This is a genomic window from Stenotrophomonas sp. PS02297 (assembly GCF_029959705.1).
In the GTDB taxonomy this organism is placed as follows: domain Bacteria; phylum Pseudomonadota; class Gammaproteobacteria; order Xanthomonadales; family Xanthomonadaceae; genus Stenotrophomonas; species Stenotrophomonas nitritireducens.
In genome coordinates, this window is sequence record NZ_JASCOS010000011.1 from 1 (window position 1) to 21,327 (window position 21,327).

The following is a 21,327-nucleotide window of genomic DNA, read 5'->3' on the forward strand; positions in this document are numbered from 1 at the left end:
GTGCCGGCCCTCGTCGTCCGGCACCACGCCACCCCCGATGCGATTCCCCGCATTCCAACGGTGAAACCCATGATGAAAGCAAAAAACCGATCCTGCGCCGGCCTGCTGCACGCGCCGCTGCTCGCCCTGGCGCTGTGCGCCGCCCCCGCCTTCGCCGGCCCCGGCCGCGCGGCCGCGGACATGGTGGTGGTGGTGCCGGAAGGCAGCGCGCACCCGGCCGCACTTTCTTCCCAGGTGGAGGCATGGCGCAAGGCGCTCGGCCGCGACAACGTGGTGTGGGTGGACAGCCTCAAGCGCGACAAGCCCTCCGGCTTCGGCTCGATGGCCACGCTGCATTTCGGCGGCCAGGCGCAGATGACGGCATGGCAGCAGGCCAACGCCACCGCGCTGGCTGCGCCGCTGCAGCTGTCCATCGCCGACGTGATGACCCAGGGCGGCAAGGCGCCGGCGGCCAACGCGAAGCCCATGTACAAGATCAGCTACTACAGCCTCAACTCGCCGCGCGAGGCGATGCAGGCGTGGGTCGATGGCTACCTGACCAAATACCTGGACTCGCAGGTCGACAACGGCATCCTCACCCGCTACGCGATGTACCTGGAGCGCAACGCCGGCGGCCGCGCCCTGCTGGTGCTCGAGTACACCGATGCGAAGACCGAGCAGGAAGCCGAGCCGATCAAGGCCAGGCTCAGCGAGGACATCGCCCGCGCGGACAAGGAATACGCGCGCCAGTCCGCGCTGAAGGAAGAACTGCGTACCACCCAGAGCTGGACGCTGGCCGTGCCGGCGCACTGACCCCCGCTCTCGTCCTTCGGGACGGGAATCCGGCCTTGCCCGCAATGGCGCGGAGCCGGAACCTCTCGTTGCAAATGGAGAAGAAGATGAACCACCAAGTCAAAGCCCGGGCCACCCAGGTATTCGGCATCGCGCTGGCGTGCATGGCGCTGGTCGCCTGCGGCAAGCAGGAAACCGCCGCACCGGCAGCCGCCCAGGCCGCCACTCCGCCAGCCGCGACGGCCGCCGCCGCGGAACCGGCCAACGTCATCGTCTGGGCGCCGCCGGGCAAGGCCGCACCGGCCGGTTTCGCGCAGAAGCTGCGCGCGCTGAAGGACGAAGGCATCGCCTCGGAAGTGCGCGTGGTGAAGGAATACGCGTTCGAGGAAAAGCCCGGCTATGGCTCCGGTTTCGATGAACTGGCGATCGTGAAGTTCCCCAGCGAAGCGGCCTACGAGCAGTGGAAGGCCGGCCCGGCCGCCGACCTCGGCCCCGACGTGCTCAGCAGCCGCGTCGATGTCATGACCGAGCGCGTCAGCAGGAAGAACAATCCGGACCAGTCGGTCTACGTCGTCAGCCAGTACGAAACCTTCGTGTCGCCGCAGGCCTACAAGGAGTACTCGCAGGACTACATCGACCCGAACATGGACAACCAGTACCACTCCGGCATCATGACCCGCTACACGATGTACCTGGAGCGCGAGGCCAGCGGCGACCTGAAGAACCCGCGCGCGTTCCTGGTCACCGAATACGCCAATCAGGCCGAGTTCGACCGCAAGGCATCGGTCAAGGACCCGTACAAGGCGCTGCTGCTGTCCGGCCCGTACCCGGAATGGGCGCGCCTGAACGTCGACAAGAAGACCATGCGCCGCGACTTCAACGAGTCCTACGCCAGGCCGGCACCGTAATCCGGCACATCCTCCCCCTGGGATGCGCTCCGAAGCCCGGCACTGGGACGCCAGTGCCGGGCTTCCTTGTCTGGCCGTTGCCGCGTCCGGGCCGGATGCCGCATCAGGCGCAACCGCCAGGCCATGCGCCGCAGCGCCGCCCGCGACCAGCGTGGACCGCAGGCAGGCCAGCCGCCTTCGTCGAAGGCGCGGAGCCGGAGGCGACCGTTCGATGCGGCGTATCGGGACCATGCGCGGTATCCACGGCAAGGAAGTCCGCCATCCACGACACGCACGCGTTCCGTCGACAGGCTGATACCCACGGCGAAGCCGGGCTTGCCCACGGCAACGGGTAGATCGCTTGCGGGTTCCCATGGCCGATGACAGCGGCTTGTCAGCAACGCGGCGCAATCATCGCCCGACACCCATCGGGGATGGACCATGCACCTGCGCACCCGCTTCGCCCTGCTGCTCGCTGCCGGCGCCGCGTTTCCCGCCACCGCCGGCGACACGCTCTACCAGCTCGAAAACACCACCCGGCTTCCCAGCACGGACACCGACTGGGACTACATCCGGCTGGAACCGCATGGCTCGCGCCTGTTCATGGCGCGCCGCAAGGATGGGCTGACGGTCTTCGACGTCGATACCCGCAAGGTGCTGGCGACGGTGGAGAATTCGGTCGGCGCCAATGGTCCGCTGCTGCTGCCGCAGTTCGACCGCGGCTACGTCGCGATGACCGATGGCTCGCTGCTCAGCTTCGAACTGAAGTCGCTGAAGGTCATCGACAGGATCAGGCTGGCCGACGACGGCGGACTCAATGGGGTCGTGTTCGATCCGGCCACCCGGCGCATCCATGCCGTGGTGGGCGCACGCGCGGCCGAATCGACCTGGTTCACGCTCGACGCCGCCACCGGCAAGCCGCTGGGCAGGACGGCGTTCCCGTTCAAGAAGATGGACGACCCGGCCCCCGACGGAAAGGGCGCGCTCTATGCGCCGGCACGCTACGACAACCTCCTGCTCAAGCTCGACTCGCGCACGCTCGCCGAGCAGGCGCGCTGGCCGATCGACTGCGAGCAGGTGGTGGCGGTCGAGTACCAGGCCAGCCACGACCGCATCCTGATCGGCTGCCGCGGCGACGCGCCGCGCTTCATCGCACTCGATGCGCGCAGCGGCCACCAGCTTGCGAGCATCCCGATCGGCAAGGGCATCGACGGCATGGCCGTGGACGAGAAGCGCGGCCTGATCCTCACCTCCAACGGAGGCGACGCCAGCCTGACCGTGATCCGCCAGGAAGGCCCGGACAGCTATCGGCTGCTCGGCAACGTGCAGACGCGCCCGCAGGCGCGGACGATGCAGATCGACGAACGCGATGGCCGCGTGTACCTGGTGACCGCCGACGCGACCTTCGGCGCCCCCGATGCGGACGGCAAGGCACCCACGCCGTCCTTCCATCCGGACAGCTTCGTGGTGCTGGGCTACAAGCCACAGTGAGAATCCGCGTGCGTGGACGCCGGTCCGCCGCTCCCGGACATGAGTGCAAGGCCATGCTGGCGCAGCAGCAGCGGATACTGGTCAAGCGCGGCCCTCGTCCCGACAAGATCGCGGCTCATGCCAGGATCTGCCCGCAGGCGCCATGAAGCGATCGACAAGGATTGCTTCCCCGGCAGAACGGAAAAGGCCAGCGTACGTCGCTGGCCTTTTTCTTTGAAACCCCTGTTTTCAAGGGATTTCCGCGCGCTTCTTGTGGTGCCGCTTATCCGAATCGAACGGATGACCTACTGTTTACAAGACAGTTGCTCTACCGACTGAGCTAAAGCGGCGATGGTCCTCGCGGCGCATTCGCGATGCGCCCGCGCGGCATTCTAGCGCAGGCGGGCGCACTCCAGCGATTGCCGCTGCGCGGCACCGCTGCGCTTGAGCAGGTCCTCCGCGCTGGCGGTATCGGCATAGGCCGCATCCAGCCACCAGCTGTCGGCAGCCTCCGCACCATTGCCGACGATACGTGCCGTGAAGCCAGCCGCCGCCAGCGCGGCAAGGCGCCGCTCGGCGCCTTCGCGGTTGCGGTACTGGCCCAGCGCTACCGCGTTGGCGTCGTCGCCCTGGGCGATGATGAAGTAGTCGTTGATGCCGGCGTCCACGATGCGCTTGACCGTGGCCTGCGCTTCCTCGCGGCTGGCTGCCGGCGGAATGAGGACGCGATAGCCGGTCGCCGCCCTTGGCGGCACCTCGCGCGGCTGCGAGCGGACCAGGTCCGCTCCCAGCGTGGTCGCGGCCGCCTGTGCCTGTTCCCGGCTCTCGAACGGCCCGAAACTGGAACACCGCTGCGGACGGGGCGGCGTTGCCGCGACGGGCTGCGCCGCTGCGGGAGCCGTCGCGGCCACGGGCTTGCCGGCATCCGCCCGCGCATCGACCTGCACGGCTAGCGGCGTTGCAGCCGTTGCGGGCGGCGATTCCGGCACTGCCGCGGCCGACGTTTCCACCGCCTCGACGGGAACCAGTTCCAGCGTGGCCACACCGGCCTCGAGTGCCTCGGGCGCCATCGCCGGCGCCGCGCGCGGCGTCATCCACCACAACGCGACGCCGAGGTTGAGGATGGCCAGTGCGACGATGAGGAAGCGAATCAGCATGGGGCGATCCTAGCCTCCCGGCGCCCGCTGGTGCACGGCCCAGCGCGCCAGGCCATCCAGCACCAGGGCCGGCCGGTACTGCGCATCCGGCAGCAGCGGCAACAGCGGGGCCGCGCCGCCGCCGTGCATCACCAGCACCGGCGCGGCGCCGAGCAGGTCGGCGCCATGGCGCAGGCTGCGTTCGACCAGCGCCACCGCCGCGCCGTCGCATCCCGACGCCAGCGCGTCGGCGGTGTCGTTGGCGAATTCCGCATAGTCGCCGCCGCGTGCCGGCAGCTGCATGGCACGCGCGTGCAGGGCCTCGCGCATGACCGTGGGCGAGGCGCCGATGCGCCCGCCCAGATGCCGGCCATCCGCGTCCATCAGGTCGATGGTCAGCGCCGTGCCCACCCCGGCCACCAGTACCGGCTGTTGCGCGGCGGCCGCGGCGAGCAGGGCCAGGAAGCGGTCGACACCGAATTTTTCCGGGCGCGCATAGGCGATGGTGACGCCCGCGCATGCCGGCAGGGTCCGCGCCACCTGCACGCGCGCGAAACGGGCATGCAGCAGCTCCATCACCGTCGCGGTCAGGGCCGGCGCGGCGACGCTGGCCACCCAGGCCGTATCGCCGCGCGGCAGGGCATCCAGCGCGGTCGCGGTCATGGCCTCGGCGCCATGCGTCCATGCCTGCACGCTGCCGGCGGTGGCGCCTTCGAGCGGCGCGAACTTGAAACGCGAATTGCCCAGGTCGAACAGCCAGTCGCTCATTGCGCCCTCACGCTGACTTCGCCGGCATGGAAATGGCGTTCGCCGCCATCGATGGAAACACGCAATGCGCCGTCCTCGGCCAGGCCAAGCGCGGAGCCCTCATGCACGGTACCGGCCTCTTCCACGCGCACCGGCCGTCCGGCCAGCACGTCCATCGCCGCGTACCGTGGCAGGAACGGCGCCAGACCCCGCCGTTCGAACTGGTCCAGCGCCGGCAACAGATGCGCCAGCAGCGCCGCGACCACCCGGTTGCGGGATACCGGTGTGCCGGCCAGCGTGTCCAGGTCGATCCAGGGCTGGGTGATATCGTCGGCGATGCTGGCGGGCATGCGCACGTTCAGGCCAAGCCCGATCACCGCACGCGCCGGCCCGGCGAACTCGCCCCCGCCTTCCACCAGCAGGCCGCCCAGCTTGCGGCCGTCGACCAGCACGTCGTTGGGCCATTTCAGCCCCGCATCCGCGAAGCCAAGGGTATGCAGCGCCTCGCCCACCGCCACGCCCGCCGCCAGGCTCAGCCCGCCCATGCGCGACAGGCCGCCGGCAAAGGCCCGGGACACGGACAGATAGATGTTGGCGGCCAGCGGCGAGGCCCACTGCCGGCCGCGGCGACCGCGGCCCCCGGTCTGGCGCTCGGCCAGCAGTACCTCGACGCCGCGCAAAGGCGCGCTGCGCCGCAGCAATTCGCTGTTGGTCGACCCCACCGTCCAGCCGATTTCCAGCACCGCAAGCGAAGCCGCCACATCGGGCGCGAGCTGCCCCAGGATGCGGGTGCGGTCCAGCAGTTCCAGCGGCTGGGCCAGGCGGTAACCGTCGCCGGCACGGCCCTCGATGGCCACGCCTGCCGCCCGCAACCCCTGGATCCGCTTCCAGATGGCAGCCCGGGTCTGGCCTAGTCCACGGGCCAGGGCGTCGCCGGAAAAGGCGCCCTCGCCCAGCTTGGCCAGCAATTCACGGTCGTCCACGACGGATCTTCTGATCGCAACAGATCGGCCGATTATGCGTGAAGGCGCCCGGGCCGCCCATGGGGCTTTCCAATCCGGCCGGAAAAGCAGGCTAGAATCGGGAGCTCAACCGCCCCCGGATGTCGACGATGCGCCGTACCGCCCATTGCCTGATCCTGCTGCTGGCCCCCGTGGCCGGGCATGCCGCGGAGGCTATCGACACCCCGGCCCGCAATGGCTGCACCTATGCGCCGGGCGAAGTGGAACGCGTGGCGGTTCCCGCCGCGTCGGTGAACCTGGCCAACGCCGCTCCCCCGTCCCAGCCCAAGCACGCCATACCGGCGCCGCAGCAGGCCGGCGGCGGCGGCGACGAGGAGATCATCCCGCGGCTGCGCGCACCGAAGTGGCACCGGCTCCTGCCCGGTATGTTCCGCTGATCCAGTCGTTGCTGCGCCGCTGGCGGCGCAAACCCCCTCCCGTGGAAGAAGCGCTCTGGCAGGACACCTGCCAGGCATGCCCGTGGCTGCAAGCCCTGGACGCCGACCGCCAGGAGCGGCTGCGCGGGCTGGCGGCGCATTTCCTGCAACGCAAGACCATCACCCCGGTGGCCGGGCTGGAACTGGATGAAGGCCAGCGCCTGCTGCTGGCCGCGCTGTGCTGCCTGCCGCTGCTGGAATTCGGGCAGGAAGGCCTGCAGGGCTGGTCCGAACTGGTGGTTTATCCGGATGCGTTCCGGGTGCGCCGCAACCACATGGACGCGGCCGGCGTACTGCACGAATGGGACGACGAGCTGATCGGCGAGGCCTGGGACAGCGGTCCGCTGCTGCTGTCGTGGGCCGACGTGCAGGCCGACATCGCCGACCCGTGGTCCGGGTTCTGCGTGGCCGTGCACGAAATGGCGCACAAGATCGATGTACTGGACGGCGCGCTCGACGGCACGCCGCCGCTGCCGCGCGACTGGCAACGGCAATGGGCCCGCGATTTCCAGCGCAGCTACGACGCCTTCTGCGCGCAGGTGGACGCCGGCCGCGACACCGCGATCGATCCCTACGCGGCCGAAGCGCCGGAGGAGTTCTTCGCCGTTACCACCGAATACCACTTCTCCGCCCCGCAGCTGCTGGAACGGGAAATGCCGGAGGTGGCCGGACACCTGCGCCGTTTCTACGGGCCTTCGCCGTTCGCCGCGCTGCCGCCAGAACGCCGGTAGGAGCGGCTTCAGTCGCGAACGGCGGCATTCCCGGCAGAACCCATTGGCGGCTGAAGCCGCTCCTGCGGGCGGCCGGCCGGTCGCCGGATCACAACCCCGGCGGCAAGGTCACTTCAAAACGCGCGCCGCCCAGTTCGGGCGACCGCTTGACCTGCAGTTCGCCGCGATAGTCCTTGATCAGGTCCTGCACGATCGACAGGCCGATGCCATGGCCCTGCACGCGCTCGTCGCCGCGCACGCCGCGCTGCAGGACCTTGGCGATGTTCTCCTCGGCGATGCCGGGGCCGTCGTCGTCCACCGCCAGCACCAGGCCGGCGCGTCGCCCCGGTGCGCAGGGAATCGAGCGCGCGGTCAGCAGCACGCGGCGCCTGGCCCACTTGAAGGCGTTTTCCAGCAGGTTGCCCATCAGCTCCTGCAGGTCGCCCGGCTCGCCGTAGAAGTTGACGCCCGGCTCCAGCTCGAACTCGCACAGCACGCCCTTGCTGGCGTAGATCTTCTCCAGCCCCGGCACGATGTCCTCGGCGGTGGCCTCGATCGGCACCGGCGCGGAGAACAGCTTGTGCCCGGACGAAGCCGCGCGCGCCAGCTGGTAGGACACCAGGTTGTTCATGCGCTGCAGCTGCACGTCCAGTTCCTCGCGCAGCGCGCTGTCGCCGGCGCCGCTGTCCAGCTGCGTGCGCAGCACCGCGATCGGCGTCTTCAGGCTGTGCGCGAGATCGGCCAGGGTATTGCGCTGGCGTTCGAGGTTCTCGCGCTCGCTCTCGATGAAGGCGTTGATGCTGTCGGTCAGCGGTTCCAGCTCGCGCGGGTGCATCTCGCTCATGCGCTCGCGCTCGCCGCGCTGCACGCGGGTCAGTTCGTTGATCACGCGCTTGAGCGGGCGCAGGCTCCACTGCAGCACCAGAGTCTGCAGCAGCAGCAGGATCAGGCCGGTCACGCCCAGCCAGAACCACACCGCGCTGCGGAACACGCGCAGCTGCTTGCCCAGCGCGCGCGAGTCCTCGAGCACGTAGATGGTGTAGGGGAATTCGGTCTCGGGCGTGCCGTCGCCGCCCCATACCAGGCCCATGCCGTAGCGGTAGACCTCGCCGGGCGTCCCGTCGATCTGGGTGATCGGCAGCGGGCCTTCGAAGGTTTCCTCGCGCGGCTCGAGCATGCGCGCGCTGACGTCGGGCAGGATCGGCCCCTCGGCGGACATGGAGTTGCCGGAATGGCCCGGCATCACCACCTGCAGGTACAGGCCGCTGCCGGGCACGTCGAAGCGCGGATCCGGCGGTTGTTCGCGGATGTAGAGCGAGCGGTCGCGGGTGAAGTCGATGCCGGCCGCGTAGGAGGTGGCGTAGTTCTTCAGCCGCTCGGAGAGATTGGCGCGGGCGGTGCCGGCGAAGGCCGCGTCCAGCGCGTAGCCGGCCAGCGCGAGGAAGGCCACCAGGCCCACCGAGGCGGCCAGCAGCTGGCGCGCCTGCAACGAACGCGGCCGCCAGCGCCGGAAAAACCACAGACGGCCGTAGATCATGTCCGTACCGCGCGCGGCGGATCAGCCCTCGTTGCGCGGGATGGCGAAGCGGTAGCCGCGGCCGCGCACGGTTTCGATCGGCTTGAGCTCGCCGTCCGGGTCCAGCTTCTTGCGCAGGCGGCCGATGAACACTTCCAGCACGTTGGAATCGCGGTCGAAGTCCTGCTGGTAGATGTGCTCGGTCAGGTCGGCCTTGGAGACCAGTTCGCCGGCATGCATCATCAGGTACTCGAGCACCTTGTACTCGTAGCTGGTCAGGTCGACATTGCTGCCGGCCACGCTGACCGTCTGCGCGGCCAGGTCCAGCGCGACCGGGCCGCATTCCAGGGTCGGCTTGGACCAGCCGGCGGCGCGGCGCAGCAGCGCGTTGACGCGGGCCAGCAGCTCCTCGACATGGAACGGCTTGACCAGGTAATCGTCGGCGCCCTGCTTCAGGCCCTCGACCTTGTCCTGCCAGCTCGAACGCGCGGTCAGGATCAGCACCGGGAACTTCTTGCCCTCGTCGCGCAGTGCCTTGATCAGCTCCATGCCCGACATCTTGGGCAGGCCCAGATCGATGATGCCGACGTCGAACGGCACCTCGCGGCCCATGTACAGGCCTTCCTCGCCATCCTGCGCAGCGTCGACGGCAAAGCCTTCGCGCTTGAGCCGGGCTGCCAGGGTCTCGCGCAGCGGGGCTTCGTCTTCGACCAGAAGGATACGCATGAACTCTCCCTAGTTGCTTGGCCGGCCATCACCGGCATGTGTGTGCGGATTGCGGGACGACTATCGCTGTTCAGGGGTTATCGCCGCGTGGTGGCTGCTCGACCTGCCGGGGCGCCCGCGGCGCGCGCGGCGGCGGCGGCGCGTCGTCCATGTAACGCACGCGGCCGCGCTCATCCATGTATTTGACGCGGTTGATGTCGCGGCCATCGTAAGGCACCCGCTCGGCGCCCAGGATGCGCCCGCCGGTCTCGCGCTGGACGCGCCGTACCGCATCGGAAAGCGATCCCACGTTGTCCTGCATGCGCGGCCGCGGCACTTCCCGCTCGCCGCGCGCCGGCTCCTGCCGGATGTCCTGCGCCCAGGCTCCCGCCATCGGCGAACCGGCCGCGAAAGCGGCGGCAACGGCGAGGACCAGAATGTGACGCGGAGCCGGAAGCATGGGGTGATCCTATCGAACTGCGACGGTTCGTTCAAAATCCGTGAAAACGGGTCCTCGGCGGGATTCGCGTGACCCTCACGAAATCGAGGCAAATTCTTGATTTTTAGGGGTGAATCCGATCTGAACTCTCCCCGCCCGCGGCCCGCTTCGTTCAGCTACATGAGCAAAATGAATGGGGCCGAGCTCAGGCCGCGTGCGCCGCCTGCTCCCGGGTGACCTGCACGGCCTGCTCGACCAGCGACCAGTCCGCGCCGGGACGATGGGCGCCTTCGCTCAGCACCTTGCGGAAGCCGCGGCCGCCCGGCTGGCCGTGGTACAGCCCGAGCAGATGCCGGGTGATGTGCTTGAGCGCCAGCCCCTCCTGCAGGCGGGCCTCGACATAGGGGCGCATCCGTTCCAGCAGCTCCTCGCGGCTGCGCAGCGGGGCACCGGTCTGCGCCGCTTCCAGCGCATGCAGCACGTAGGGGTCGTGGTAGGCGGCACGGCCAAGCATCACCCCATCGACGTGGGCCATCTGCGCCTGCGCCGCTTCCACCGTGGCCAGGCCGCCGTTGAGCACCACCGGCAGCGCCGGGCGCACGGCCTTGAGCCGGTAAGCCCAGTCGTAGCGCAGTGGCGGGATCTCGCGGTTCTCCTTGGGCGACAGGCCTTTCAGCCAGGCGTTGCGCGCGTGTACGACGACCATCGCCGCGCCGGCCTGTACCTGGCGGTCGACGAAGGCGGCGAAGGCGGCGTAGTCGTCGTCATCGTCCACCCCCAGCCGGCACTTCACCGTGACCGGGATGTCCACCGCCGAAGCCATCGCCGCCACGCACTCGCCCACCAGTTCCGGCTCGCGCATCAGGCAGGCGCCGAAACGGCCGGCCTGCACGCGGTCGGACGGGCAGCCGCAGTTGAGGTTGACCTCGTCGTAGCCCCAGTCGGCGGCGATGCGCGCGGCCTGCGCCAGCAATGCCGGGTCGCTGCCGCCCAGCTGCAGCGCGAGCGGATGCTCGCTGGCGTCGAAACCCAGCAGCCGCCGGCGGTCGCCATGGATCACCGCGTTGGCGTGCACCATCTCGGTATAGAGCCGCGCACCCGGCGCGAGGATGCGGTGGAACACCCGGCAATGGGTGTCCGTCCAGTCCATCATCGGGGCGACGGACAGGCGCAGGGAGGCGGCATGGCGCGAGTCGTGGTTCGGCTGCAAAACGGATTCTTCCGGGCGTGGCATCGGCTTCGCCTGCGGCCGGAGGGCGGCACAGGGATGCCAAGGGTAAACGAAGCGCCTGAACAGGGCCGCTCCCGGGCCGGTGCAGGCGGGCAGGCGTGGCGAGGCACGCGGCGCCGTGGCAGGCGAAAATAGGCCCATGAACGCCTATGTCCTGCTCGCCTGCGCCATCGTCCTGGAAGTCATCGCCACCTCCCTGCTCAAGGCCTCCGACGGCATGAGCCGGCTGTGGCCGACACTGGGCTCGCTGGCCGGCTACGGCCTGTGCTTCTGGCTGCTGTCGATGGTGATGAAGTCGGTCCCCACCGGCATCGCCTATGCGATCTGGTCCGGAGTGGGCATCGTGCTGATCTCGCTGATAGGCCTGGTCGTGTTCAGGCAGAAACTGGATCTGCCGGCCCTGCTCGGCATCGCCCTGATCTGCGCCGGCGTGGTGGTCATCAACGTGTTCTCGCGCGCGACCGTGCACTGAGCCGCGGCATCCCCCTTCGCCTTCCGGATCCATGCCGCGGCGCGGCTTGACCGCCGCTGCGCACCTGCCTGTCGTGAGCGCGCCGATTTCACCCGTCTCTTTATTCGAATAAAGGAATGGAATTAAACGGTAGTCCGGTGAAGCGCGCCCGCAAGGCCCGCCACTCCGGAGCTGCCCCGCAGCGGTGAATGGAAACGACCGCCGTCACCGGGCACTGGGCCCAACGCCCGGGAAGCGACGGCCACCAGGCGGACGCAGCCGCGTCCATGTCCATCAGCCCGAATACCGGCCTGGGCTGGAGGCGCGTCGCCTCCTGTTTCGACCTGGCGTCTCCGCGGGGAGGCGGCCGGAACCGTCCGCGCATCCAGATCGACGAACCGGCGTTGCGCGAGGGCCTGCCGTTGCGCAAGGCGCAGCGGCGGCCGTATCGGGCGTGGGCGGCGGAGGCCTTCCGCATCGCCGCCAGCGGCGTGGCCGACGCCACCCGGATCCATACCTACATGCGCTACGCGCAGTTCAACGACATCATAGATTCGGCGGCGGCGCTGGGTGCGGACGTGATCCCGATCGAGACCTCGCGCTCGCGCATGGAGCTGCTCGATGCGTTCGCGCGCTTCGACTCTCCCAACCAGGCCGGGCCAGGCATGTACGACATCCATTCCCCGCGCATACCCGAGCGCACCGAGAGGGTCGAGCTGCTGCGCAGGGTCGCCGGGGTACTGCCGGCGGAAAAGCCGTGGGTGAACCCGGACTGCGGCCTGAAGACCCGCGCCGCGCTGGAGGCGATGCTGGAAGCGGCGCAGGTGCTGCGCGGTGAACTCTCCGCGGCCTGATGGACGCCACGGAGGCCCGGCGCCGGGCCCCCGCGGTCAGCCGACGGCCAGCCCCGGCAGTTCCACCGACACCACGCCTTCGACGCGGCCCAGCTGCTCGGCCTTGGCCAGCATCTGTTCGCGCGGCAGCGGCGGGTCGCAGTCGATGTCGACGATGTCGTTGTCCTGCTCGCGCGGGCGCAGGGTGATACGCTTCACCGGCAGGCCGGCGTCGCTGGCCGCCGTTTCGACCCGGGCCAGCGGCGTGCCCAGCGCCACGCGCAGGCGCAGCCGGCCGCTGCGCGCGCGGCGGCGCAGATAGCGCTGCTCCAGCGGCTTGAGCAGCGCCAGGATCGCCCACAGCAGCGCCGTGGCCATGATCGCCGCCGCGTACAGGCCGGAGCCCGCGGCCAGGCCGACCGAGGCCACCGCCCACAACCCCGCCGCCGTGGTCAGGCCACGGATCACCTGCTCGCGCTGCAGGAACAGGATGGTGCCGGCGCCGAGGAAGCCGACGCCGCTGACCACCTGCGCGGCGATGCGCGAGGGATCAAGCTGGACGTTGGGATGCCCCAGCACGTCGAAGAAGCCGAACGCGGACACGATGATCGCCAACGCGGAACCCACGCACACGAGCATGTGCGTACGCAGGCCCGCCGCCCACTCCAGGCGCCCGCGGTTGATGCCGATCACCGCGCCGAGCAGGGCCGCCAGCAGCAGCCGCAGGCCGAGTTCCCACCACTGGATCATTGCCGCCTCCCCATCGCTTGCCGTTGCCGCAGTGTAGGCCGTCGCGCGCGCCGTGCCGCATCGCGTCGTGAACGCTCCGGACCGGCACCGGACGGCGCGGCGTTACACTCCAGGGCTCCCCGCACCGGAACCTGCGATGTACGGCAATGACACAGCCCTGCTGGTGATCGACCTGCAACCCGATTTCATGCCCGGCGGCGCGCTGCCCTGCCACCAGGGCGATGCCATCGTGCCGGGCATCGCCGCGCTGCTGGCGCAGCGCCGCTACGCCACCGTCGTTGCCACGCAGGACTGGCACCCGGCCGACCATGCCTCGTTCGCCAGCCGGCACGCGGGTCGCAGGCCGTTCGAATCGATCGAACTGCATGGCCATGCGCAGACGCTGTGGCCGGACCATTGCGTGCAGGGCAGCGCGGGCGCGGCGCTGCACCCGCAGGTGGACTGGAGCAGCGCCGACCTGATCCTGCGCAAAGGCACTGACCGGCAGGTGGATTCGTACAGCGCGTTCCGCGAGAACTTCGGTCCGCAGGGCGACCGCCCGGCGACCGGTCTGGCCGGCTGGCTGCACGAGCGCGGCATCGCCGAGGTGCACGTGTGCGGGCTGGCGCGCGACTACTGCGTGCTGTGGAGCGCGCAGGACGCGGCCATCAGCGGCTTCCGCGTGCGCTTCCTGTGGGAACTGACCCGGCCGGTGTCGGCCGACAACGATGAAACCACGCGCATCGCGCTGGTCGAGGCGGGGATAGAAATAGAGAAGTGAGAAAAAGCGGAAGCGCTGCCCTTGCTTGACGTTTCCGCGTGCGAAAAACGATGCCGGGCTCGCTTCCGTTTCTCATTTCTCATTTCTCGTTTCTCGTTTCTCGTTTCCCGCTCCTCTTCACCCGCTCCTGCGGCTCAGCGGAACACCACCGTGCGGTGGCCGTTGAGCAGGATGCGGTGCTCGACATGGCGCCGCACCGCGCGGGCCAGCACCAGTGATTCGGTATCGCTGCCCAGCCGCACCAGGTCGCGCGGCGTCATGGCGTGGTCCACGCGGGCCACGTCCTGCTCGATGATCGGGCCCTCGTCCAGGTCGCTGGTGACGTAGTGCGCGGTGGCGCCGATGATCTTGACCCCGCGCGCGTGCGCCTGGTGGTAGGGCTGGGCGCCCTTGAAGCTGGGCAGGAAGCTGTGGTGGATGTTGATCGCGCGCCCGGCCAATGCCTGGCACAGCTGCGGCGAGAGGATCTGCATGTAGCGCGCCAGCACCACCAGGTCGATGTTTTCGCGTTCGACCAGATCCAGGATCTGCCGCTCCTGTTGCGCGCGGTTTTCCGCGTCCACCGGCAGGTGCTGGAACGGCACGCCATAGGAACCGGCCAGCGCGGCGAAGTCGCCGTGGTTGGAGGCCACTGCGGCGATGTCCACCTTCAGCTGCCGGCTGTGGGCGCGGAACAACAGGTCGTTGAGGCAATGGCCCTGCTTGCTGACCAGCACCAGCAGGCGCGCGCGGCGGCGGGCGTCGTGCAGTTGCCAGTCCATCGCGAACTCCGTGCCAAGCCGCCGCAGGCGCTCGCGCACGGCGGGCTCCTCGCCGGCCGCGGCCATGTCGAAGTGCACGCGCAGGAAGAAGCGGCCGCTCTCCTCGTCGCCGAACTGCTGGGCGTCGAGGATGTTGCAGCCGGCCTCGAACAGCAGGCCGGAAACGCGGTAGACGATGCCGGTACGGTCCGGGCAGGAAAGCGTGAGGATGTAGTCGGGGCGCATCGCGGAAGTCTAGCGACGCACGAAATTTTCCGGGGAAACCTTTGCCGCCACGACGGCCGCAGGAGCGGCTCCAGCCGCCCCTGCGGATGTGCTGGGCTACTGGAACAGCTCGCGCAGGCCGTGCGGCTGGCAGCGCAGGTACTGCGGCGCGGCGTGCACCTGGGCGCCGAGTTCCGCGGCCGCATGCCACGGCCAGCGCGGGTCGTAGAGGATGCCGCGGGCGATGCCGATGGCATCGGCATGGCCTTCGGCCAGGATCGTTTCGGCCTGCCGGGGCGCGGTGATCAGGCCCACCGCGATCACCGGCGTGGCGACCTGCGCCTTGATCGCGCCGGCCAGCGATACCTGGTAGCCCGGACCCACTGGAATCTGCTGCCGCGGGTCCAGCCCGCCGCTGGAGACGTGGATGAAGTCGCTGCCGCGCGCCTCCAGCGCCTTGGCGACAGCAATGCTCTGGGCCACATCCCAACCGCCCTCCACCCAGTCGGTGGCGGAAATGCGCACGCCCACCGCGACGCTGGCCGGCACCGCCGCACGTACCGCATCGAACACGCGCAGCAGCAGGCGCATGCGGTTCTCCAGTGCGCCGCCGTATTCGTCTTCGCGCCGGTTGCTCAGCGGCGACAGGAACTGGTGCAACAGGTAGCCATGCGCGGCATGGATCTCGATCAGGTCCAGCCCCAGCCGGGCCGCACGGCGCGCGGCGGCGGCGAATGCCTCCACCACCGCGTCGATGCCGGCGGCGTCCAGCGCCTGCGGCACCGGGTCGCCCGCATTGAACGGCAGCGCCGATGGCGCCACCACCTGCCAGCCATGCGCCTGCCCTGGCGCAATGGCACCGCCGCCATCCCAGGGCCGCGCCGTCGAGGCCTTGCGCCCGGCATGAGCGAGCTGGATGCCGATGGGCATCTTCGACCAGCGTCGCACCGAGGCCAGTACCTCGCCCAGCGCCGCTTCGGTGGCGTCGTCCCACAGGCCGAGGTCGGCCCAGCTGATGCGGCCGCACGCTTCCACCGCGGTGGCTTCAAGGATCAGCAGCCCGGCACCGGACTGCGACAGCGTGCCCAGGTGCTGGGCGTGCCAGTCGGTGGCACGGCCTTCATCGGCCGAGTACTGGCACATCGGCGCGATGACGATGCGGTTGGAAAGGGACAACGGGCCGAGCGACAGCGGCGAGAACAGATGGCTCACGTGGGAGGTGATCCGGTTGGGGGGCGCCCATTGCACTCCCCCACCCCGGCCGGTTCAACCGGAACCGTGGATCACTGCGTCTTGGAACCGGCCCACGCGCCGTCAAGCAGGAAGGCCAGCGCCTGCGCGCAGGGCTGCTCGATCTTCAGCGACAGCAGGGCGTCGGCGCGGGTGCGGCCGAGGTTGACTGCCGCCACCGGCAACCCGGCCCTGGCAGCGGCATCGACGAAGCGGAAGCCGGAATAGACCATCAGCGACGACCCCACCACCAGCACCGCGTCGGCGCGCTGCAGGTGCGCGTGCACGGCGGCCACGCGTTCGCGCGGCACGTTCTCGCCGAAGAACACCACGTCCGGCTTGAGCAGGCCGCCGCAGGCGGTGCAGTCCGGCACCGCGAAACCGGAAAAGTCCCCTTCCAGGTCGGCGTCGCCATCGGGCGCCTGCGCCGCCTGCAACCCCGCCCAGGCCGGATTGGCGTCGAGCAGCCGCTGCTGCAGCGACTCGCGCGGAGAGCGTGCCTCGCAGCCCATGCAGCGCACCTCGTCCAGCCGTCCATGCAGGTCGATCACGCTGCGGCTGCCGGCGCGCTGGTGCAGGCCATCCACGTTCTGGGTCAACAGCAGTTCTACCCCGCCGGCCGCCTCCAGTGCGGCCAGCGCATGGTGGGTGGCGTTGGGCCGGGCCTGGCCGAAACGCGGCCAGCCGGCCAGGCTGCGCGCCCAGTAGCGACGGCGTACCGCCGCATCAGCCATGAACGCGCGGTAATCCACCGGCGGCGTGCGTTTCCACTGGCCATCGGCATCGCGATAATCGGGAATGCCCGAGTCGGTGCTGCAACCGGCGCCGGTCAACAGCAACAGGCGCCGGTGGGCGGCCATGAACTCCGCCAGCCGCGTATCCGTCGCCATGGACGGGATACCGGCCTGCCCAGGCCGCACGGCCATCGCCCGCGCCCCGGCTCAGGCCTGCGGCGGTAACGCCGGCACCGGGGCCGGGCGTCCTTCGGCGTCCAGCGCCACCATCACGAAGTGGCCGCGCGTGCACAGCTTGCGTTCGCCGCTGTGCAGGTCCTCGGCGATCAGCTCGACCTGCACCGTCATCGAGCTGCGCCCGACCTCGACCACGCGGCCGACGGTCTCGACCATTTCGCCGATGCGGATCGGCAGCTTGAAATCCACCTGGTCCGAATGCGCGGTGACCACGGTGCGGCGCGAATAGCGCGCCGCGGCGAGGAAGGCGGCCTTGTCCATCCACGCCATCGCCTGGCCGCCGAACAGGGTGCCGAGATGGTTGGTGTGGTTGGGAAAGACGATCTCCGCCATGCGGACTTCGGTGGGCGGGACGATGGCGGGCGTGGCGTTCATGGCGGGATGCGCGGGAATGGATGGCGGGCGGATGATACGCAGGGCGGATGATGCCGGGTGTGACGCCCGCGTCGCGTCCGCCGGCGGCGCCGGCTTTCCGGGTGGGGGTCGACCGGCAACGCTTCGGGCGGGGCATTGCCCCGCCCTGCAGGAAGCGCCGGCCGGCAGCTCCTCGCCTCAGAAATTCATGTCGAAGGCGACCTCGCCCTTTACGCCGACCTGGTAGGCCGAGACGCGGCGCTCGAAGAAGTTGGTCAGCTCCTGGACGTCCTGCAGTTCCATGAACGGCAGCGGGTTGCGCACGTTGTATTTCCGGGCCATGCCCAGCTTGGCGAAGTGCTGGTCGGCGCAATGCTGCAGGTACTGGCGCATGTCGCGGGTGGAGATGCCGGCCACGCCGCCGGAAAGCACGTCCTCGGCGAACTGCACCTCGCACTCGATGGCTTCGGCCAGCATCTCGTAGACCTGCTGCTCCATCGTCGCGTCGAACAGGTCCGGCTCCTCGGCGCGGATGGTGCGCACGCATTCGAAGGCGAATTCCATGTGGCAGCTCTCGTCGCGGAACACCCAGTTGGTGCCCGAGGCCAGGCCCGGCAGCAGCCCGCGCGAGCGGAAGAAGTACACGTAGGCGAAGGCGGCGAAGAAGAACAGGCCCTCGATGCAGGCGGCGAAGCAGATCTGGTTGAGCAGGAACTGGCGGCGCTGCTCGCGGGTCTCGATGCGCTTCATTCCCTGGATCGAGTCGATCCACTTGAAGCAGAAATCGGCCTTCTTCTTGATCGATTCGATGTTTTCCACCGCCGCGAACGCCTTGAAGCGCTCCTCCGGGTCCGGCAGGTAGTTGTCCAGCAGGGTCAGGTAGAACTGCACGTGCAGCGCCTCTTCGTACAGCTGGCGCGACAGGTACATGCGCGCTTCCGGCGCATTGAGGTGCTGGTAAAGGTTCAGCACCAGATTGTTGGACACGATGGAATCGCCGGTGGCGAAGAAGGCGACCAGGCGGTGGATCAGGTGGCGGTCGGCCGGCGTCATCTTGTGATGCAGGTCGGTGATGTCGATCTGGAAGTTGATCTCGTCCACCGTCCAGGTGTTCTTGATCGCGTTGCGGTACATCTCGTAGAAATCCGGGTAGCGCATCGGGCGCAGGGTCAGTTCGAAGCCCGGATCGAGCAGCATCTGGCGGGGTTGTGCGGACATTGGAGTCTCCTTTCTCTTCTCCCTGCGGGAGGCGGCGCGGCAGGATCGCCGGGGTTCGCGGCAAGGCCGCCCGGAGGGGGCGGCACAGGGATGTGCCGCATGCAGGTGGCGCGGAGCGCCGGACGAGGGTTCGGTGGGGGCGAGCTCGCCCCTCTCCCGCCGGGAGAGGGGCGGGAACGATTACTGGCAGGCCTCGCAGGCTTCCGGGTTCTCCAGCGAACAGGCCACGGCCTCGGTCGGCGTGTAGCTGCTGACCGTGGTCTTGGCGATCTTCGTGGCCGGGCGCGAGCGCAGGTAGTAGGTGGTCTTTACGCCCTTCTTCCAGGCATACATGTACATGGAGGACATCGCGCCGATGTTCGGGCTCTCCATGAACAGGTTGAGCGAGGCGGACTGGTCGATGAAGGCGCCGCGGTCCGCGGCCATGTCGATCAGCGAGCGCATCGGCAGTTCCCAGGCGGTGCGGTACACCGTGCGCAGCGCTTCGGGGATCTGCGGCAGGTTCTGGATCGAGCCGTCGGCCAGCTTGATCGCATCGCGCATCTCCGCCGTCCACAGTCCCAGCTGCTTGAGCTCGCCGACCAGGTAGCGGTTGACCTGCAGGAAGTCGCCGGACAGGGTCTCGCGCTTGAACAGGTTGGACACCTGCGGCTCCACGCACTCGTAGCAGCCGGCGATGGAAGCGATGGTCGCGGTCGGGGCGATGGCGATCATCAGCGAGTTGCGCAGGCCATGCTGGCGGATGCGCTCGCGCAGCGCGTCCCAGCGCGCGGCGTCGGCCGGAGCCACGTTCCAGGCATCGAACTGGAGCTCGCCCGCGGCCGCGCGGGTGTCGTTGAACGACGGGTGCCGGCCACGCTCGATGGCCAGTTCGCACGAGGTTTCCAGCGCATGGAAGTAGATGGTCTCGGCGACCTTCGCCGACAGCACGCGCGCGGCCTCCGAATCGAACGCCAGGCGCTTGCGGAAGAACACGTCCTGCAGGCCCATGCAGCCCAGGCCGACCGGGCGCCAGCGCAGGTTGCCGCGGCGCGCGGTCTCGATCGGATAGAAGTTCAGGTCGATCACCCGGTCGAGCTGGCGCACGGCCAGGCGCACGGTTTCGGCCAGCTTGTCGAAGTCGAAATCGCCGTGCTCGTCCAGGTGGTTGCCCAGGTTGATCGAGCCCAGGTTGCACACCGCCGTTTCCTCGGCGCTGGTGACTTCCAGGATTTCGGTGCACAGGTTGGACAGGTGGATCACGTTGCCGGCGCGCAGGGTCTGGTTGCTGGCGCGGTTGCACTTGTCCTTGAAGGTCATCCAGCCGTTGCCGGTCTCGGCCAGGGTGCGCATCATCCGCGCGTACAGCTTGCGCGCCGGCAGCGTCTTGACCGCCTTGCCCTGCGCCTCGGCCTGCAGGTAGGCGCGTTCGAACGCCTCGCCGTACAGGTCGGTGAACTCCGGCACCACGCGCGGATCGAACAGCGACCATTCCTGGTCGGCTTCCACGCGCTGCATGAACAGGTCCGGCACCCAGTTGGCCAGGTTGAGGTTGTGGGTGCGGCGCGAATCGTCACCGGCGTTGTCGCGCAGCTCCAGGAAGTCCTCGATGTCCGCATGCCAGGTTTCCAGGTACACGCAGGCCGCGCCCTTGCGCTTGCCGCCCTGGTTGACCGCGGCCACAGAGGAATCCAGCGTCTTCAGCCACGGCACGATGCCGTTGGAGTGGCCGTTGGTGGACTTGATCAACGAGCCGCGCGAACGCACCCGGGTGTAGCTCACGCCGATGCCGCCGCTGAACTTGGACAGCTGCGCGATGTCGCCGTACCTGGCGTAGATGGATTCGAGCGAATCGGACGGCGAATCCAGCAGGAAGCAGGAGGACAGCTGCTCGTGGCTGGTGCCGGCGTTGAACAGGGTCGGGCTCGACGGCAGGTAGTCCAGGCTGCCCAGCCGCTGGTACAGCGCCAGCGCCTCGGGCACGTCCTCGCTGAGCGCGCTGGCGATGCGCAGGAAGAACTGCTGCGGGGTCTCGATGACCTTGCGCGTGTGCGGGTGGCGCAGCAGGTAACGGTCGTACAGCGTGCGCAGGCCGAAGTAATCGAAGTTGAGGTCGTACCCGGGATCGATCGCGTCGTTGAGCTTGCGCGCGTTGACCTGCACGAAGTTCAGCAGGCGGTCGTTGATCAGGCCGACCTCATGGCCGCGGCCGACCGACTGCGAGAACGCGTGGATTTCCTGGCCGGACACTTCCTTGGCGATGAAGTTGGCCAGCAGGCGCGCGGCCAGGCGGCCGTATTCCGGCTCCTCGCCGATCAGCAGCGCGGCGGTGCGGATCGACAGTTCGTCCAGTTCCTGGGTGGTGGCGCCGTTGTACAGGCCGGAGATGGTGCGGGTGGCCACGCGCATCGGATCGACCGCATGCAGGCCTTCGCAGCAGCGCTGGATGGCGCGGACGATCTTGTTCAGGTCCACCGGCTCGGTGCCGCCATTGCGCTTGGTCACGCTCATGGCGGTGGCGGTCGGCGGCGGGGTCAGTTCGAAGCCGGCCTCGGTCGGGACAACGGCGGTATCGGTGGCGGTCACGGTGATGTGTCCTCATGGCGGGATGCACGCGGCGCCTGCCCTCGCAGGAACCTGGGCCGGTGCGGTTGGCGAGCATGGAAGGACGGCGTCGCAGCGACCGAGACGGACGCGACCCAGGGTCGCCACCGGCGGTACCGCGTCGCCAGCCGTCTTCCCCTCGAAGACTCCGCAGCCGGCACC

Annotated in this window: 21 protein-coding genes, 1 tRNA gene, 1 pseudogene and 1 riboswitch; of the genes and pseudogenes, 8 read left to right on the plus strand and 15 right to left on the minus strand. The window is 69.1% G+C overall.

The window, feature by feature from the left end:
• Positions 1-69 precede the first annotated feature (69 nt).
• The 3 genes from QMX80_RS04420 to QMX80_RS04430 all read left to right on the plus strand — a co-directional run bounded on the left by QMX80_RS04420 (position 70) and on the right by QMX80_RS04430 (position 3,149).
• Positions 70-792, plus strand: coding sequence for a hypothetical protein (locus QMX80_RS04420; protein WP_273081194.1), 723 nt, complete (start codon positions 70-72; stop codon positions 790-792).
• 86 nt (positions 793-878) lie between these two features.
• Positions 879-1,679: a hypothetical protein gene (locus tag QMX80_RS04425; RefSeq protein ID WP_273081196.1), complete on the plus strand. Its 801-nt coding sequence runs from the start codon at positions 879-881 to the stop codon at positions 1,677-1,679.
• A 420-nt stretch (positions 1,680-2,099) separates the two neighbouring features.
• Positions 2,100-3,149, plus strand: a complete 1,050-nt coding sequence (locus QMX80_RS04430; RefSeq protein WP_282275508.1) for a hypothetical protein — start codon at positions 2,100-2,102, stop codon at positions 3,147-3,149.
• 253 nt (positions 3,150-3,402) lie between these two features.
• Here QMX80_RS04430 and QMX80_RS04435 read toward each other — a convergent pair.
• From QMX80_RS04435 to birA, 4 genes are all read right to left on the minus strand, one after another.
• Positions 3,403-3,478, minus strand: a tRNA-Thr gene (locus tag QMX80_RS04435).
• A 42-nt stretch (positions 3,479-3,520) separates the two neighbouring features.
• Positions 3,521-4,285, minus strand: a complete 765-nt coding sequence (locus QMX80_RS04440) for an SPOR domain-containing protein (RefSeq protein WP_282275510.1) — start codon at positions 4,283-4,285, stop codon at positions 3,521-3,523.
• A gap of 9 nt (positions 4,286-4,294) precedes the next feature.
• Positions 4,295-5,032 (minus strand): type III pantothenate kinase, encoded by a 738-nt coding sequence (locus tag QMX80_RS04445; RefSeq protein ID WP_282275512.1) that lies wholly within the window; start codon positions 5,030-5,032, stop codon positions 4,295-4,297.
• On the minus strand, positions 5,029-5,994 hold the full coding sequence (gene birA / locus QMX80_RS04450) for a bifunctional biotin--[acetyl-CoA-carboxylase] ligase/biotin operon repressor BirA (RefSeq protein ID WP_282275514.1): 966 nt from the start codon (positions 5,992-5,994) through the stop codon (positions 5,029-5,031). Before birA ends, QMX80_RS04445 begins: the two co-directional genes overlap by 4 nt.
• A 128-nt stretch (positions 5,995-6,122) precedes the next feature.
• Between birA and QMX80_RS04455 the strand changes: the two genes are divergently transcribed.
• Complete coding sequence (locus QMX80_RS04455; protein WP_082443552.1) at positions 6,123-6,410, plus strand: hypothetical protein; 288 nt, start codon at positions 6,123-6,125, stop codon at positions 6,408-6,410.
• Positions 6,377-7,180 carry a M90 family metallopeptidase gene (locus QMX80_RS04460; protein WP_282275515.1) on the plus strand — a complete coding sequence of 268 codons (804 nt, stop codon included), beginning with the start codon at positions 6,377-6,379 and terminating at the stop codon, positions 7,178-7,180. The genes QMX80_RS04455 and QMX80_RS04460 overlap by 34 nt, the downstream gene beginning before the upstream one ends.
• 88 nt (positions 7,181-7,268) lie before the next feature.
• Here the strand turns inward: QMX80_RS04460 and QMX80_RS04465 are convergent, their stop codons facing one another.
• The 4 genes from QMX80_RS04465 to dusA all read right to left on the minus strand — a co-directional run bounded on the left by QMX80_RS04465 (position 7,269) and on the right by dusA (position 11,029).
• On the minus strand, positions 7,269-8,693 hold the full coding sequence (locus tag QMX80_RS04465) for an ATP-binding protein (RefSeq protein WP_282275563.1): 1,425 nt from the start codon (positions 8,691-8,693) through the stop codon (positions 7,269-7,271).
• 24 nt (positions 8,694-8,717) lie between these two features.
• Entirely contained in the window at positions 8,718-9,401 is a 684-nt protein-coding gene (locus QMX80_RS04470) for a response regulator transcription factor (RefSeq protein ID WP_004136763.1), read from the minus strand.
• A 70-nt stretch (positions 9,402-9,471) separates the two neighbouring features.
• Entirely contained in the window at positions 9,472-9,840 is a 369-nt protein-coding gene (locus QMX80_RS04475; RefSeq protein ID WP_282275516.1) for a hypothetical protein, read from the minus strand.
• A gap of 184 nt (positions 9,841-10,024) precedes the next feature.
• Complete coding sequence (gene dusA, locus QMX80_RS04480) at positions 10,025-11,029, minus strand: tRNA dihydrouridine(20/20a) synthase DusA (protein WP_282275517.1); 1,005 nt, start codon at positions 11,027-11,029, stop codon at positions 10,025-10,027.
• A 160-nt stretch (positions 11,030-11,189) separates the two neighbouring features.
• On the opposite strand from dusA, the gene QMX80_RS04485 reads away from it, so the two are divergent.
• Positions 11,190-11,522: an SMR family transporter gene (locus QMX80_RS04485; protein ID WP_055766793.1), complete on the plus strand. Its 333-nt coding sequence runs from the start codon at positions 11,190-11,192 to the stop codon at positions 11,520-11,522.
• A gap of 81 nt (positions 11,523-11,603) precedes the next feature.
• A riboswitch (cobalamin riboswitch) is annotated at positions 11,604-11,831 on the plus strand.
• Between the two features lie 53 nt (positions 11,832-11,884).
• A pseudogene (locus QMX80_RS04490) lies at positions 11,885-12,355 on the plus strand (5-methyltetrahydropteroyltriglutamate--homocysteine S-methyltransferase); the annotation flags it as partial.
• A 36-nt stretch (positions 12,356-12,391) separates the two neighbouring features.
• On the opposite strand, the gene QMX80_RS04495 reads toward QMX80_RS04490, so the two are convergent.
• Complete coding sequence (locus QMX80_RS04495) at positions 12,392-13,084, minus strand: MgtC/SapB family protein (RefSeq protein ID WP_055766799.1); 693 nt, start codon at positions 13,082-13,084, stop codon at positions 12,392-12,394.
• Positions 13,085-13,220: 136 nt separating this feature from the next.
• On the opposite strand from QMX80_RS04495, the gene pncA reads away from it, so the two are divergent.
• Entirely contained in the window at positions 13,221-13,844 is a 624-nt protein-coding gene (pncA, locus tag QMX80_RS04500; RefSeq protein WP_055766802.1) for a bifunctional nicotinamidase/pyrazinamidase, read from the plus strand.
• A 134-nt stretch (positions 13,845-13,978) separates the two neighbouring features.
• Here pncA and purU read toward each other — a convergent pair whose 3' ends face one another.
• The 6 genes from purU to QMX80_RS04530 all read right to left on the minus strand — a co-directional run bounded on the left by purU (position 13,979) and on the right by QMX80_RS04530 (position 21,147).
• Entirely contained in the window at positions 13,979-14,830 is an 852-nt protein-coding gene (gene purU, locus QMX80_RS04505; RefSeq protein ID WP_282275518.1) for a formyltetrahydrofolate deformylase, read from the minus strand.
• Positions 14,831-14,926: 96 nt separating this feature from the next.
• Positions 14,927-16,021, minus strand: a complete 1,095-nt coding sequence (locus tag QMX80_RS04510; RefSeq protein ID WP_282275519.1) for an NADH:flavin oxidoreductase/NADH oxidase — start codon at positions 16,019-16,021, stop codon at positions 14,927-14,929.
• 71 nt (positions 16,022-16,092) lie between these two features.
• Positions 16,093-16,929 carry an NAD-dependent protein deacetylase gene (locus tag QMX80_RS04515; RefSeq protein WP_282275521.1) on the minus strand — a complete coding sequence of 279 codons (837 nt, stop codon included), beginning with the start codon at positions 16,927-16,929 and terminating at the stop codon, positions 16,093-16,095.
• Between the two features lie 51 nt (positions 16,930-16,980).
• Entirely contained in the window at positions 16,981-17,385 is a 405-nt protein-coding gene (locus QMX80_RS04520) for an acyl-CoA thioesterase (protein WP_055766815.1), read from the minus strand.
• A 177-nt stretch (positions 17,386-17,562) separates the two neighbouring features.
• On the minus strand, positions 17,563-18,582 hold the full coding sequence (locus tag QMX80_RS04525) for a ribonucleotide-diphosphate reductase subunit beta (protein ID WP_055766818.1): 1,020 nt from the start codon (positions 18,580-18,582) through the stop codon (positions 17,563-17,565).
• 180 nt (positions 18,583-18,762) lie between these two features.
• The gene (locus QMX80_RS04530) at positions 18,763-21,147 is read right to left on the minus strand and encodes a ribonucleoside-diphosphate reductase subunit alpha (protein ID WP_055766821.1); all 2,385 of its coding nucleotides are present in this window, start codon (positions 21,145-21,147) and stop codon (positions 18,763-18,765) included.
• Positions 21,148-21,327: the final 180 nt, after the last annotated feature.

What these genes read in the sequence shown, in the direction of transcription:
- QMX80_RS04475 (WP_282275516.1), bottom strand. Translation starts at nt 9,840, where the DNA reads ATGCTTCCGGCTCCGCGTCACATTCTGGTCCTCGCCGTTGCCGCCGCT.
- QMX80_RS04495 (WP_055766799.1), bottom strand. Translation starts at nt 13,084, where the DNA reads ATGATCCAGTGGTGGGAACTCGGCCTGCGGCTGCTGCTGGCGGCCCTG.
- purU (WP_282275518.1), bottom strand. Translation starts at nt 14,830, where the DNA reads ATGCGCCCCGACTACATCCTCACGCTTTCCTGCCCGGACCGTACCGGC.
- QMX80_RS04470 (WP_004136763.1), bottom strand. Translation starts at nt 9,401, where the DNA reads ATGCGTATCCTTCTGGTCGAAGACGAAGCCCCGCTGCGCGAGACCCTG.
- QMX80_RS04520 (WP_055766815.1), bottom strand. Translation starts at nt 17,385, where the DNA reads ATGAACGCCACGCCCGCCATCGTCCCGCCCACCGAAGTCCGCATGGCG.
- pncA (WP_055766802.1), top strand. Translation starts at nt 13,221, where the DNA reads ATGTACGGCAATGACACAGCCCTGCTGGTGATCGACCTGCAACCCGAT.
- QMX80_RS04515 (WP_282275521.1), bottom strand. Translation starts at nt 16,929, where the DNA reads ATGGCGACGGATACGCGGCTGGCGGAGTTCATGGCCGCCCACCGGCGC.
- QMX80_RS04525 (WP_055766818.1), bottom strand. Translation starts at nt 18,582, where the DNA reads ATGTCCGCACAACCCCGCCAGATGCTGCTCGATCCGGGCTTCGAACTG.
- QMX80_RS04455 (WP_082443552.1), top strand. Translation starts at nt 6,123, where the DNA reads ATGCGCCGTACCGCCCATTGCCTGATCCTGCTGCTGGCCCCCGTGGCC.
- QMX80_RS04440 (WP_282275510.1), bottom strand. Translation starts at nt 4,285, where the DNA reads ATGCTGATTCGCTTCCTCATCGTCGCACTGGCCATCCTCAACCTCGGC.
- QMX80_RS04420 (WP_273081194.1), top strand. Translation starts at nt 70, where the DNA reads ATGATGAAAGCAAAAAACCGATCCTGCGCCGGCCTGCTGCACGCGCCG.
- QMX80_RS04485 (WP_055766793.1), top strand. Translation starts at nt 11,190, where the DNA reads ATGAACGCCTATGTCCTGCTCGCCTGCGCCATCGTCCTGGAAGTCATC.
- QMX80_RS04430 (WP_282275508.1), top strand. Translation starts at nt 2,100, where the DNA reads ATGCACCTGCGCACCCGCTTCGCCCTGCTGCTCGCTGCCGGCGCCGCG.
- QMX80_RS04425 (WP_273081196.1), top strand. Translation starts at nt 879, where the DNA reads ATGAACCACCAAGTCAAAGCCCGGGCCACCCAGGTATTCGGCATCGCG.
- QMX80_RS04445 (WP_282275512.1), bottom strand. Translation starts at nt 5,032, where the DNA reads ATGAGCGACTGGCTGTTCGACCTGGGCAATTCGCGTTTCAAGTTCGCG.